We start from the raw sequence: 12,309 nt of genomic DNA, 5'->3' as shown, positions 1-12,309 counted from the left end.
CATGCAGGTGAACATGACCGTCAACGGCGAACCGGTCAGCGCCGACGTCGAACCCCGCATGCTGCTGGTGCACTTCCTGCGGGACCAGCTGCGCCTCACCGGAACTCACTGGGGCTGCGACACGAGCAACTGCGGAACCTGCGTGGTCGACGTCGACGGCGTGCCCGTCAAGTCCTGCACCATGCTGGCCGTCATGGCGTCCGGCCACAGCGTGCGCACCGTGGAAGGGCTGGCAGCTCCGGACGGCACCTTGGACCCCGTGCAGGAAGGGTTCATGCGCTGTCACGGACTCCAATGCGGTTTCTGCACAACGGGGATGATGATCACCGCCCGCGCGCTGCTGGACCGCAACCCCGATCCCGACGAGGAGACGATCCGGGAAGCGATCTCCGGGCAGATCTGCCGCTGTACCGGATACACGACGATCGTGCGGTCCATTCAATGGGCCGCGCAGCACTCCACGACCGAGGCGACGACATCATGACGACTTTCAAACAGGGTGCGTCCCTTCCTCCATCCCCCGAAGACACCGCGGACAACGACCAGAAGCCCTGCGGCTACGGGCGGATGCTCCGCAAGGAAGACCCGCGGTTCATCCGGGGCCGCGGCCGCTACGTCGACGACGTCGTACTGCCCGGGATGCTGCACCTGGCGATCCTGCGGTCGCCGTTCGCGCACGCGAACATCGTCAGCATCGATGTGACTGCGGCGCAGGCACATCCGAAGGTCAAAGCGGTGGTGACCGGCGCCGACCTGGAGGCCAAGGGCCTGGCCTGGATGCCGACGCTGTCCAACGACGTCCAAGCCGTGCTGGCGACCGACAAGGTGCGCTTCCAGGGTCAGGAGGTGGCGTTCGTCGTCGCCGAGGACCGTTACTCGGCGCGCGACGCGCTGGAACTGATCGACGTCGAGTACGACCCGGTGGACCCCGTCGTAGACGTCCGTAAGGCGCTTGACCCGTCGGCTCCGGTGATCCGCACCGACCTCGAGGGCAAGACCGACAACCACTGCTTCGACTGGGAGACCGGTGATGCTGCCGCCACCGACGCGGTCTTCGCGAAGGCCGACGTGGTGGTCACGCAGGAGATCGTCTATCCGCGGGTGCACCCGGCGCCGATGGAGACCTGCGGTGCGGTAGCCGATCTGGACCCGGTGACCGGGAAGCTGACGTTGTGGACCACCAGCCAGGCCCCACACGCGCACCGCACGCTGTACGCGTTGGTCGCGGGTCTGCCCGAACACAAGATCCAGGTCATCTCGCCCGACATCGGCGGCGGTTTCGGCAACAAGGTGCCGATCTATCCCGGTTATGTGTGCGCGATCGTCGCCTCGCTGGTGCTGGGCAAGCCGGTGAAGTGGATGGAGGACCGCAGCGAGAACCTCACCTCGACCGGATTCGCCCGCGACTACATCATGGTCGGTGAGATCGCGGCCACGGGCGACGGCAAGATCCTGGCGATCCGCACCAATGTGCTGGCCGACCACGGCGCGTTCAACGGCACCGCGGCGCCGGTGAAGTACCCGGCCGGCTTTTTCGGGGTGTTCACCGGCAGCTACGACCTGGAGGCCGCCTACTGCCACATGACCGCGGTATACACCAACAAGGCGCCCGGCGGTGTCGCCTACGCGTGCTCGTTCCGCATCACCGAGGCGGTGTACCTGGTGGAGCGGCTGGTCGACTGCCTGGCCTTCGACCTGAAGATGGACCCGGCCGAACTGCGGCTGCGAAACCTGCTGCGGCCGAGCCAGTTCCCGTACACCAGCAAGACCGGCTGGGTGTACGACTCCGGCGACTACGAAACCACCATGCGCAAGGCCATGGACATGATCGGCTACGACGCACTGCGCGCCGAGCAAGCCGAGAAGCGCCAGCGCGGCGAGCTGATGGGCATCGGCATGTCCTTCTTCACCGAGGCGGTGGGCGCCGGCCCGCGCAAGGACATGGACATCCTCGGTCTGGGCATGGCCGACGGGTGTGAGTTGCGCGTGCACCCGACCGGCAAAGCGGTGGTGCGCCTTTCGGTGCAGACCCAGGGCCAGGGGCACGAGACGACGTTCGCCCAGATCGTCGCCGAGGAACTCGGCATCCCGCCCGAGGACATCGACGTGGTGCACGGCGACACCGATCAGACCCCATTCGGCCTGGGCACCTACGGCAGCCGGTCCACCCCGGTGTCGGGGGCGGCGGCGGCGCTGGTGGCGCGCAAGGTCCGCGACAAGGCGAAGATCATCGCGTCGGGCATGCTGGAAGTCTCGGTGGCCGACTTGGAATGGGAGAAGGGCACATTCCACGTCAAGGGCGACCCGGCCGCGTCGGTGACCATTCAGGACATCGCGATGCGCGCGCACGGCGCCGGTGATCTGCCCGAGGGTATCGAGGGTGGCCTGGACGCGCAGATCTGCTACAACCCGTCGAACCTGACGTATCCGTACGGCGCGTATTTCTGTGTGGTGGACGTAGATCCGGGCACCGCCGTGGTGAAGGTGCGGCGGTTCCTGGCCGTCGACGACTGCGGCACCCGGATCAACCCGATGATCATCGAGGGGCAGGTGCACGGCGGCATCGTGGACGGCATCGGGATGGCGCTGATGGAGATGATCGCCTTCGACGAAGACGGCAACTGCCTGGGCGGTTCGCTGATGGACTACCTGATCCCGACCGCGCAGGAGGTGCCGCACCTGGAAACCGGGTTTACCGTCACTCCGTCGCCGCACCACCCGATCGGCGCCAAGGGCATCGGTGAATCGGCCACCGTGGGCTCGCCGCCGGCCGTGGTCAACGCGGTGGTGGATGCGTTGGCACCGTTCGGGGTTCGGCATGCCGACATGCCGCTGACGCCGTCGCGGGTGTGGGAGGCCATGCAGGGCCGGGCCAGGCCGCCGATCTGACCCGCGCGATGAGAATCAGCGAACGAGCGCAGCAATTGCGCGATGCACGAACACCGTTCGTGCACGCGACGGTGGTGCGTGCCGAGCAGCCCACCTCCGCACGCGCGGGCGACGAGGCAATCCTTCTGCCGGACGGCACCATTGAGGGATTCGTTGGCGGTCAGTGCGCGCAGAACTCGGTCCGCAAGGCCGCGCTGGGCGTGCTGCAGGCCGGCGAGAGTGTGCTGCTGCGGGTGCTGCCCGACGGCGACGTGCACTTCCCCGAGGCGCCCGGGGCCTGCGTGGTGGTCAACCCGTGCCTGTCCGGCGGCTCGCTGGAGATCTTTCTGACGCCGCAATTGCCCGCGCCGCTGATCCGCATCTACGGGGAGACCCCCATCGCCGACGCCCTGATCACGGTGTGCGGGGTGCTCGGCTACGACGCGTGCCGGGACGCCGACCTGGCCGACGCCAGCGCCGTGGTGATCGCCAGCCACGGCGGCCCGGAAGCCGAGATCATCCGCGCCGCAATCGATCACGGAGTCGGCTACATCGGTTTGGTGGCCAGCAAGGTGCGCGGTGCCTCGATACTGAGCACCCTGGACCTCGCCAACGACGAACTGTCCCGTATTCACACCCCGGTCGGGGTTGCGATCGGAGCCAAGACGCCACCGGAGATCGCCGTGGCGATCGCCGCGGAACTCATCGCCGCGCTGCGCGGCGGCACGCTCACCCGCGCGGTGCGAACCGACTCCGCCCCGAGTACGGCCGTCGACCCGGTGTGCGGCATGACCGTGAGTACCGGCCCGGACACCCCACACCTGCTGGTGGCCGGCACCGACTACTGGTTCTGCTGCTCGGGCTGCCGCACCGCCTTCGCCGAGCGGCAGGGCTCATGAGCGTGCCGTTCGTCACCGGTGTGGTGCTGGCCGCGGGCGCCTCCCGCCGCCTCGGCCAGCCTAAACAGGTTCTGCCCTTTGGAGATACGACTCTGCTGGGCGCGACGCTGGATGTCGCGCGGACCGCCGGCTTCGATCAGTTGATCATCACCCTGGGCGGCGCCGCGCACCTGGTTCGCGACAAGGTCACACTGGACGGGCTCGACGTCGTCAGCGTCGACGACTTCGGCACCGGATGCTCGGCATCGCTGCGGGTGGCTCTGGGCCAGGTGGATCCGCGGTCGGGCGGCATCGTGCTGATGCTCGGCGACCAGCCCGGGGTCGACCCGGCCGACATGCGGCGGATCAGCGCCGAGGGCGGCGATATCGTGGTCTGCCGCTACACCGACGGGATCGGACACCCATTCTGGTTCAGCCGCAACGTGTTCGGCGACCTCGCGCAGCTGCACGGCGACAAGGGGGTGTGGAAGCTGATCGAGTCAGGCCGTTACCCGGTGGGCCACCTGCAGGTCGACCGGCCCGTTCCACTCGATGTGGACACCTGGGAGGACTATCAGCGACTGTTGGCGACCGCGCCATGACGTTTGCCGGCCCCGACGACGTCGTCCGCCGATTCGACGCGCACGACTACCTCCTGGACACCGGGACCGCGTCGGCCATTTACCTGGCCGCACAGCTCGGCAGGCCACTGCTGCTGGAAGGCGAACCCGGCGTGGGTAAGACCACCGCTGCCAAAACGCTTGCGGCGGTGCTTGATACGCCCTTGATCCGGCTGCAGTGCTACGAGGGCCTGACCGCCGGCGAGGCGCTCTACGACTGGAATTACCAGCGACAACTGTTGTCCATCCGGCTGGCCGAGGCCAGCGGTGCCGCGATGACCGAAGGCGAGTTGTACACCGAGGCCTACCTGGTGGACCGCCCGATACTGCAATGCGTGCGCCACCGCGGACCGACGCCGCCGGTGCTGCTGATCGACGAAATCGATCGCGCCGAAGACGAATTCGAGGCACTGCTGCTGGAGTTTCTGGGTGAGGCCGCGGTCACCGTCCCCGAGTTGGGCACGTTCGCCGCCGAGCGTCCGCCGATCGTCGTCCTCACCTCCAACCGCAGCCGTGATCTGCACGACGCGCTACGGCGCCGGTGCCTGTACCACTGGATCGACTACCCCGAACCGGCCCGGGCCGCCGCGATCGTGCGCCGCACGGTACCGGGGGCGACCGCGCCGCTGATCGAGCGTGCCACCCAATTCATCGGCGCCGCACGAGCACTCGATCTGGACAAGCCGCCCGGGATCGCCGAGACCGTCGACTGGGTCGCCGCCCTGGTCGCGCTCGGGGTCTCCGATCTGGTCGACGAGTCGGCGGCGATCAGCTTGGGTGCATTGGCCAAGACGCCCGACGACCGCACTGCGATCCGCGATGCATTGGTGGAATACAGCCGAACATGAAAGGACTCTCACGATGAAGATCGCCAACCAGTTCACCGTCAGCGCGCCCATCGAAGAAGCGTGGGACGTGCTCTGCGATCTGGAACGGGTGATCCCGCTGATGCCGGGGGCGCAACTGGTCGGCCACGAGGGCGAGGACTACCTGGGCAAGGTCAAGGTCAAGGTAGGGCCGGTCACCAGTGAATTCACCGGCAAGGTGCATTTCATCGAGCAGGACCGCGCGCAACATCGCGCGATCTTCGACGCCAAGGGCAAAGAAGCACGCGGAACCGGCAACGCGGCGGCCACCGTCACCGCGCAACTGCAGGCCGCGGGCGAGCGCACCAACGTGACCGTCGATACCGACCTCAAGATCGTCGGCAAGCTGGCGCAGTTCGGCAGCGGCATGCTGCAGCAGGTGTCGGAGAAGTTGTTGGGACAGTTCGTGGAATCCCTGGAAGCCGAGCTGGCGGCACAGGGCGGCGCCGAGGTCGCGGCTGTGCCCGACGGCGAAGAAGCGATTCCGGCCTGGCCGGCCAATCCCGTGCCGGGGACCCGGCAGGCGCCCGAGCCCGAGCCCATCGATCTGCTCGAACTGGCCGGCGGAGACCAACTCAAGAAGTACGGCGCGGTAGCGGCCGCGGTGCTGGCGGTGCTGGCCCTGATCTGGCTGCTGCGGCGGCGCAACCGCGAGTGAGCGCCCCGGCGCTGCTGCGCGGTGTCGACCTGGCGGCGTTCGCGGCCGCGCTGGTGGCACGGCTGCGCAGCGTGGGCGTGTCGGTATCAGCCAGTGGCCAAACGACTTTCGTGCAAGCGCTGCAGCACCTGGCGCCCCATGACCGGTCGTCGCTGTATTGGGCCGCGCGGCTGAGCCTGGTCGACCGGATGGACGATCTGGTCGCCTTCGACGCGGTGTTCGCGGCCGTTTTCGGCTCCGGCGCGCCCGATCGGCGGGACAGCCCGTCGTTGCCGCTGCCGGGACCACGCACCCCGGCGGCCGGGGTCGTGCACCGCGGTGGCAGCCGGTCCGGCGCCGTGAATCAGACGCTGCCCTGGGCCGGCGGCACCGCCGGCCAATCCGGCGATGGCGAGTCCGGGATCCGATTGCCCGAGTTCGTGCCCAGCCGCATCGCCGCACTCACCGACGAGCCGTTCGACCGGTTCGATCCCGACGATCTGCGGCTGCTCGGCGCGTGGCTTCGGGAATCGTTGCCGCACTGGCCCACCCGACGCAGCCTGCGATCCCGGCCCAGCTCCCACGGCCGCCGGATCGACCTGCGGGCGACCATCAACGCGTCGCGCGCGACCGGCTGGGAAACCATCAACCTCGCCAGAACCCGTCCGCGCCGCCGGCCGCGCCGGGTGGTGCTGGTATGCGACGTGAGCCGGTCGATGCAGCCCTTCGCGACGGTCTACCTGCATCTGATGCGGGCGGTGATGATGCGCCAGACGGCGATCCGGCCCGAGGTGTTCGCGTTCTCGACGTCGTTGACCCGTCTCACCTCGGTGCTGTCACACCGCTCCGCCGAAGGGGCGCTGGACCGTGCCAATGCCCGGGTGGCCGACCGCTACAGCGGCACATTCATCGGCCGCAGCATCAACGCCCTGCTGACTACGGCCGGCCACGGCAACGCACTGCGCGGCGCCGTCGTGATCATCGCTTCCGACGGCTGGGACAGCGATCCGCCGGAGGTGCTCGAGCACGCAATGACCCGGTTGCGCCGCCGTGCCCACCGGTTGATATGGCTCAACCCCCGTGCCGCGCAACCTGATTACCGACCGCTGACCGGTTCGATGGCCGCGGCGCTGCCCTTCTGCGATGTGTTTCTGCCGGGAAACACGCTGACCGCGCTGCAAGAAGTTCTGGCGATGCTCACTCAGCCAGTCGCTCGTCCGGGGCGCTGGTGATCACCCGGTGCCGGCTGTAGAAGCCGAAATACAGCAGAAAGCCACAGAAGGCCGCCAGGCAACACAGCGCCGCCACGCCGTCGACCAGAAACGTGGACACCAGCGCCAGCGCGGCGACCAACAGGGCGAAACCGGTGGTGGCTCTGCCGCCGGGAGTCCGGTACGGACGGTCGAGTTCGGGTGCCCGGCTGCGTAAGACAATGTGGCTCACCATGATCAGCACGTAGCTCAGGGTGGCGCCGAAGACGGCCATGTTGAGCAGCAGATCGCCCTTGCCCGTCAGCGACAACGCGAACCCGATCGCGCCGGGAACGACCAGCGCCAGGGTGGGGGCCTTCCGCGCGTTGGTGATCGACAGTGCCGTCGGCAGGTAGCCCGCCCGGGACAGTGCGAACAGTTGCCGCGAGTACGCGTAGATGATCGAGAAGAAGCTGGCGATCAGGCCGGCCAGTCCGATGTAGTTGACCGCCCTGGCTGCCCCCGCTGACCCCAGCGCCGCCACCAGCGGGTTACCCGACGTCGACATCGCTTGTGCGCCGCCGGAACCCGTGGTCAGCAGCAGCACCAGCACGCAGGTCACCAGCAGCACCGCGAACGCCGCGGTGATGCCGCGCGGCACGTTGCGGGCCGGGTGCGCCGTCTCTTCGGCGGCCAGTGGCACCCCCTCGATCGCCAGGAAGAACCAGATGGCGAACGGCAGTGCCGACCACACCCCGAGGTAGCCGTGCGGCAGGAAGGACGATGCGCCGACCGCGTGGGTGGGTGTGATCTCGGTCAGATTCGCCAGCCTGAAGCGACCGGCGGCGGCGACGGCGAAGATCGCGATGCCCGCCAGCGCGACGGCGGTGATGGCGAACATCGCCTTCAGCGCTTCGCCCACACCGGCCAGGTGGATTCCGATGAACAAGGCGTAGATCGCCAGGTAGACATACCAGCCGTCGCGGATGCCGAACAGTCCCAGCGACTCCACGTAGGCGCCGATGAACGTGGCGATGGCCGCGGGCGCGATCGAGTACTCGAGCAACACGGCGGTACCGGTCGCGAACCCGCCCCACGGACCGAGTGCCCGCCGCGCGAATGTGTACCCGCCACCGGCCGTCGGCAGGGCCGAGGACAGCTCGGCCATTCCCAGCACCAGGGCCAGGTACATGGCGGCGACCACCGCGGTAGCGATCACCAGCCCGCCGAACCCGCCGCGCGCCAGCCCGAAGTTCCAGCCCGAATAGTCGCCGGACACCACGTAACTGACGCCCAGTCCGGCAAGCAGCAACCACCCGGCGGTACCGGTCCGCAGCTGTCTCTTCTCCAGGTAGTCCGGCGACTGTGCGTGCCCGTCCAAGGTGCCCTCCCGTCACCGCACACCGTAGGGCAGGATCGGCAGGTATGGATCAGGTATGGGCGAACCGGGCCGCCACTTCCGAAACCGCCGTCACGCAACGGAACCTGCGACGGCTGTGGGGCCTGCCCGGCACCCAGTTGGGTGTGGTGGCCTGGCCCTCGGACCGCAAGGACAGGATGTTCGGCACCTGGCATTACTGGTGGCAGGCGCACCTGCTGGACTGCCTGATCGACGCCGAACTGCGTGACCCGCAGCCGGAGCGTCGCACCCGCATCAGCCGGCAGATCCGCTCGCACCGGCTGCGCAACACCCTGCGCTGGACCAACAGCTACTACGACGACATGGCGTGGCTGGCGCTGGCCCTGGAGCGCGCCGGACGTCTGGTCGGCGTCGAGCGCAGCCGCGCCCTGCACACCCTGGCCAAGCAGTTCGTCGACGCGTGGGTGCCCGAGGACGGCGGTGGCATCCCCTGGCGCAAGCAGGATCAGTTCTTCAACGCCCCCGGCAACGGCCCGGCGGGGATCTTCCTGGCCCGCTACGAGGGGCACCTGCGGCGCGCCCAGCAGATGGCCGACTGGATCGACGAAACCCTGATCGACCCGGAGACCCACCTGGTGCTGGACGGCATCAAGGACGGCTCGCTGGTGCGGGCGCAGTACACCTACTGCCAGGGTGTGGTGCTCGGGCTGGAGGTCGAGCTGGCCAAGCGCACCCATGACGACCGGCACCGGCCCCGCGTGCACCGGCTGGTGGCCGCGGTCAAGGAGCACATGGCGCCCCGGGGTGTGCTCAAGAGCGCCGGAGGTGGCGACGGCGGCCTATTCGGCGGCATCACCGCCCGTTACCTGGCCCTGGTCGCCACCGACCTGCCCGGCGACTCCGCCGAGGACAAGGCCGCCCGTGAGACCGCTCGCGACATCGTGCTGTCGTCGGCGAAGTCGGCGTGGGACTACCGCCAGACGGTGGACGGCCTACCGGTGTTCGGCGCCTTCTGGGACCGCGACGCCGAGATACCGACGGCCGGCGGTCAGCAGGCGCAGTTCGTCGAGGGCGCGGTGAACGGTTCGTCGATACCGGAGCGGGACCTGTCGGTGCAGCTGGGCGGCTGGATGCTGATGGAGGCCGCGCACAACGTCGCGATGGTCAAGTCAGTCGGATAGCGGCACTTCGTCCGGTGTCGGTGCCGGCGCGTTGCGGCGGGACCGGTAGCCGCGCCAGGCCGCGATGAACGCCGGGATCATCGACACGAAGAGGATGGCCAGGATGATCTTTTCCAGGTTCTGGTTGACGAACGGCACCGTGCCCAGGAAGTAGCCGGCCACGGTCACGCCACCGCCCCACAGGACGCCACCGACGATGTCGAATGCCAGATACACCGGGTAGCGCATGTAGGACACGCCGGCGATCACCGGGGTGAACGTGCGCACGAACGGCATGAACCGGGCCAGGATGATCGCCCACGACCCGTACTTCTCGAAGAAGGCGTGCGACTCGGTCACGTAGTGTTTCTTGAAGAACCGCGAATCTTCCTTCTTGAACAGCGCTGGGCCGATGCGGCGGCCGATGAAGTATCCGGTCTGGTCGCCCAGCACGGCGACCAGCGCGACCGCGGGGGCGAGGATCCAGATGTCCAGAGTCCCCTTGGCGGCCAGCAAGCCGCCGGTGAACAGCAGCGATTCACCGGGCAGCAGCGGGAACAGTAACCCCGTCTCGACGAAGACGATGACGAGGATGGTCGGCAGCACCGCGGAGGCGAACAGACCCTCCGGGCCGATCCAGAACATCGGGTCCAGGATGCTGCCGGACGCGGTCACGGTGGTGCTCATGGTGCTTCAACATACCGGCGTTGCAATACTGAGCTGACCAAGTTCCGTACAAGGAGTCCTCCATGCCTATCGCAACGCCCGAGATCTATGCCGAGATGTTGGGACGTGCCAAGGAGAACGCGTACGCGTTCCCGGCCATCAACTGCACCTCCTCGGAGACCATCAACGCAGCCATCAAGGGCTTCGCCGACGCCGGTAGTGACGGCATCATCCAGTTCTCGACCGGTGGCGCGGAATTCGGCTCCGGCCTCGGGATCAAGGAGATGGTGACCGGCGCCGTCGCGCTCGCCGAGTTCACCCACATCATCGCGGCCAAGTACCCGATCAACGTGGCGTTGCACACCGACCACTGCCCCAAGGACAAGCTGGACACCTACGTCCGTCCGCTGCTGGCCATCTCGTCAGAACGCGTGTCGGCCGGCAAGGACCCCCTGTTCCAGTCGCACATGTGGGACGGCTCGGCGGTCCCGATCGACGAGAACCTGGAGATCGCGCAGGAACTGCTCAAGCAGGCCGCGGCCGCCAAGATCATCCTGGAAATCGAGATCGGCGTGGTCGGCGGCGAAGAGGACGGCGTCGCCAACGAGATCAACGACAAGCTCTACACCACCCCGGAGGACTTCGAGAAGACCATCGAGGCACTCGGCCACGGCGAGCACGGTCATTACCTGCTGGCCGCCACGTTCGGCAACGTGCACGGCGTGTACAAGCCGGGCAACGTCAAGCTGCGCCCGGACATCCTGGACCAGGGCCAGAAGGTCGCGGCGGCCAAGCTGGGCCTGGGCGATGACGCCAAGCCGTTCGATTTCGTGTTCCACGGCGGCTCGGGCTCGGCGAAGTCGGAGATCGAAGAGGCGCTGCGCTACGGCGTGGTGAAGATGAACGTCGACACCGACACCCAGTACGCGTTCACCCGGCCGATCGCGGCGCACATGTTCTCCAACTACGACGGCGTCCTGAAGGTCGACGGGGAGGTCGGCAACAAGAAGGTCTACGACCCGCGCAGCTACCTCAAGAAGGCCGAAGCCGGCATGACCGAGCGTGTCATCGAGGCCTGCAACGACCTGCACTGCGCCGGCAAGTCCCTCGGGGGCTGAGTTGATTCGCCGAGCGTGCACTCAAGGCGGAAAAATCGGGAAAAAACCGCCCTCACAACACGTTCGGCGCGAAGAAGGATGAGCGCTAAGAAGGATGAGGACGTCTAGTTGGACTGGCAGATCTTCCACTGGTCGTCGCGGAACTGCAGGTCCAGGCTGCGGGTGGAGCGGGTCTGCGGGTCGTAGGCCATGAACGTGGTGATGTTGGCCTCGGCGTGCTGACCGTTGACGACGACCTGGTCGATGCTGGCGATCACCGGGTACTGCTTGGCCGCCGAAACCCGCTGATAGGTCTCTGACCAGGCTTTCTCGTCGTACTCCACATACCCGTCGCGGGTGGTGCCGCAGGTGATGGTGCGCAGGGCGGTCAGGTCGCCGCGCTGCACCGCGATGTCGAAGTTCTGGATGGTCTGCTTCACCTGGTCCTCTTGCGAGGCCTTCGCGTGCTTGCTGCGGGTGAGCAGGACGGTGCCGAAGATGGCGATGGCCACCAGGGCCAGGACGATGACGACGACCGCCAGCACCCAGCCCCAGTTGCGTTGCTTGGCACCCGGCTTGCCGCCGCTGCGCGCCGGAATCGATTGCGGAACAGCGGTCTTCGGCGGCAACGGCGGGGGCGGCGGCGCCGGTGTGCTGCCCGCGGCGGGACGGGTCTGGAAAGCTTCGGTGGCCGCGTCCTGGGAAGTGGCGATCACCTGGGTTTCCTTGGCGTCGAAACCGGGGGCCGTGAAGCGCCGCTCGGGCTGGCCGTCCGGCAGGGTCGCCTCGGAGCTCTCGTCCGGGTTGCGGGTGGCGATGGCCTGGGTCTCGGAGTCCGAGTCGCCGGCGATCAGGTGGTGGGCTTCGGTCGGCTCGGCGTCGGGGTCACGCTCAGCGTCCGTTTTGCCGCTGGATTTTGTGCCGTCGCGGTCTGGCTCGGGTGCGTTGGGCATGCGTGCAGCTTAAC

At 67.8% G+C, this 12,309-nt stretch carries 11 protein-coding genes and 1 pseudogene; 9 read left to right on the top strand and 3 right to left on the bottom strand.

Annotated elements, in window-relative coordinates; all coding sequences use genetic code 11:
• Position 1 precedes the first annotated feature (1 nt).
• The 7 genes and pseudogenes from QXK92_RS16180 (at position 2) to QXK92_RS16150 (ending at position 7,101) form a co-directional block, all read left to right on the top strand.
• Positions 2-484 (top strand): (2Fe-2S)-binding protein, encoded by a 483-nt coding sequence (locus tag QXK92_RS16180; protein WP_306242813.1) that lies wholly within the window; start codon positions 2-4, stop codon positions 482-484.
• Positions 481-2,889, top strand: a complete 2,409-nt coding sequence (locus tag QXK92_RS16175; RefSeq protein ID WP_306242812.1) for an aerobic carbon-monoxide dehydrogenase large subunit — start codon at positions 481-483, stop codon at positions 2,887-2,889. Before QXK92_RS16180 ends, QXK92_RS16175 begins: the two co-directional genes overlap by 4 nt.
• Before the next feature lie 8 nt (positions 2,890-2,897).
• A pseudogene (locus QXK92_RS16170) lies at positions 2,898-3,593 on the top strand (XdhC family protein); the annotation flags it as partial.
• A 170-nt stretch (positions 3,594-3,763) separates the two neighbouring features.
• Positions 3,764-4,348, top strand: a complete 585-nt coding sequence (locus QXK92_RS16165; RefSeq protein ID WP_306244475.1) for an NTP transferase domain-containing protein — start codon at positions 3,764-3,766, stop codon at positions 4,346-4,348.
• A complete protein-coding gene (locus QXK92_RS16160; protein ID WP_306242810.1) occupies positions 4,345-5,214 on the top strand; it encodes a MoxR family ATPase in 870 nt (289 codons plus the stop codon). The genes QXK92_RS16165 and QXK92_RS16160 overlap by 4 nt, the downstream gene beginning before the upstream one ends.
• Before the next feature lie 13 nt (positions 5,215-5,227).
• Positions 5,228-5,890 carry an SRPBCC family protein gene (locus QXK92_RS16155; protein WP_306242808.1) on the top strand — a complete coding sequence of 221 codons (663 nt, stop codon included), beginning with the start codon at positions 5,228-5,230 and terminating at the stop codon, positions 5,888-5,890.
• On the top strand, positions 5,887-7,101 hold the full coding sequence (locus tag QXK92_RS16150) for a VWA domain-containing protein (RefSeq protein WP_306242806.1): 1,215 nt from the start codon (positions 5,887-5,889) through the stop codon (positions 7,099-7,101). Before QXK92_RS16155 ends, QXK92_RS16150 begins: the two co-directional genes overlap by 4 nt.
• Here QXK92_RS16150 and eat read toward each other — a convergent pair.
• Complete coding sequence (gene eat / locus QXK92_RS16145) at positions 7,067-8,440, bottom strand: ethanolamine permease (RefSeq protein WP_306242803.1); 1,374 nt, start codon at positions 8,438-8,440, stop codon at positions 7,067-7,069. The genes QXK92_RS16150 and eat overlap by 35 nt on opposite strands.
• A gap of 44 nt (positions 8,441-8,484) precedes the next feature.
• Here eat and QXK92_RS16140 point away from each other — a divergent pair, with 44 nt between their 5' ends.
• Positions 8,485-9,600, top strand: a complete 1,116-nt coding sequence (locus QXK92_RS16140) for a glycoside hydrolase family 76 protein (RefSeq protein WP_306242801.1) — start codon at positions 8,485-8,487, stop codon at positions 9,598-9,600.
• Here QXK92_RS16140 and QXK92_RS16135 read toward each other — a convergent pair.
• On the bottom strand, positions 9,589-10,266 hold the full coding sequence (locus QXK92_RS16135; protein ID WP_306242799.1) for a DedA family protein: 678 nt from the start codon (positions 10,264-10,266) through the stop codon (positions 9,589-9,591). The genes QXK92_RS16140 and QXK92_RS16135 overlap by 12 nt on opposite strands.
• A gap of 62 nt (positions 10,267-10,328) precedes the next feature.
• Here QXK92_RS16135 and fbaA point away from each other — a divergent pair, with 62 nt between their 5' ends.
• Positions 10,329-11,363, top strand: a complete 1,035-nt coding sequence (fbaA, locus tag QXK92_RS16130) for a class II fructose-bisphosphate aldolase (RefSeq protein WP_306242797.1) — start codon at positions 10,329-10,331, stop codon at positions 11,361-11,363.
• 104 nt (positions 11,364-11,467) lie between these two features.
• On the opposite strand, the gene QXK92_RS16125 is transcribed toward fbaA, so the two are convergent.
• Positions 11,468-12,295 (bottom strand): hypothetical protein, encoded by an 828-nt coding sequence (locus QXK92_RS16125; RefSeq protein WP_306242795.1) that lies wholly within the window; start codon positions 12,293-12,295, stop codon positions 11,468-11,470.
• Positions 12,296-12,309: the final 14 nt, after the last annotated feature.

It is taken from the genome of Mycobacterium sp. TY815 (assembly GCF_030755135.1).
Taxonomy (GTDB): domain Bacteria; phylum Actinomycetota; class Actinomycetes; order Mycobacteriales; family Mycobacteriaceae; genus Mycobacterium.
This window is presented reverse-complemented; position numbering and strand designations above follow the sequence as displayed.

Excerpts from the sequence above, each read along its gene's own strand:
- QXK92_RS16180 (WP_306242813.1), top strand. The coding sequence starts at position 2 with ATGCAGGTGAACATGACCGTCAACGGCGAACCGGTCAGCGCCGACGTC.
- QXK92_RS16175 (WP_306242812.1), top strand. The coding sequence starts at position 481 with ATGACGACTTTCAAACAGGGTGCGTCCCTTCCTCCATCCCCCGAAGAC.
- QXK92_RS16165 (WP_306244475.1), top strand. The coding sequence starts at position 3,764 with ATGAGCGTGCCGTTCGTCACCGGTGTGGTGCTGGCCGCGGGCGCCTCC.
- QXK92_RS16160 (WP_306242810.1), top strand. The coding sequence starts at position 4,345 with ATGACGTTTGCCGGCCCCGACGACGTCGTCCGCCGATTCGACGCGCAC.
- QXK92_RS16155 (WP_306242808.1), top strand. The coding sequence starts at position 5,228 with ATGAAGATCGCCAACCAGTTCACCGTCAGCGCGCCCATCGAAGAAGCG.
- QXK92_RS16140 (WP_306242801.1), top strand. The coding sequence starts at position 8,485 with ATGGATCAGGTATGGGCGAACCGGGCCGCCACTTCCGAAACCGCCGTC.
- QXK92_RS16135 (WP_306242799.1), bottom strand. The coding sequence starts at position 10,266 with ATGAGCACCACCGTGACCGCGTCCGGCAGCATCCTGGACCCGATGTTC.
- fbaA (WP_306242797.1), top strand. The coding sequence starts at position 10,329 with ATGCCTATCGCAACGCCCGAGATCTATGCCGAGATGTTGGGACGTGCC.
- QXK92_RS16125 (WP_306242795.1), bottom strand. The coding sequence starts at position 12,295 with ATGCCCAACGCACCCGAGCCAGACCGCGACGGCACAAAATCCAGCGGC.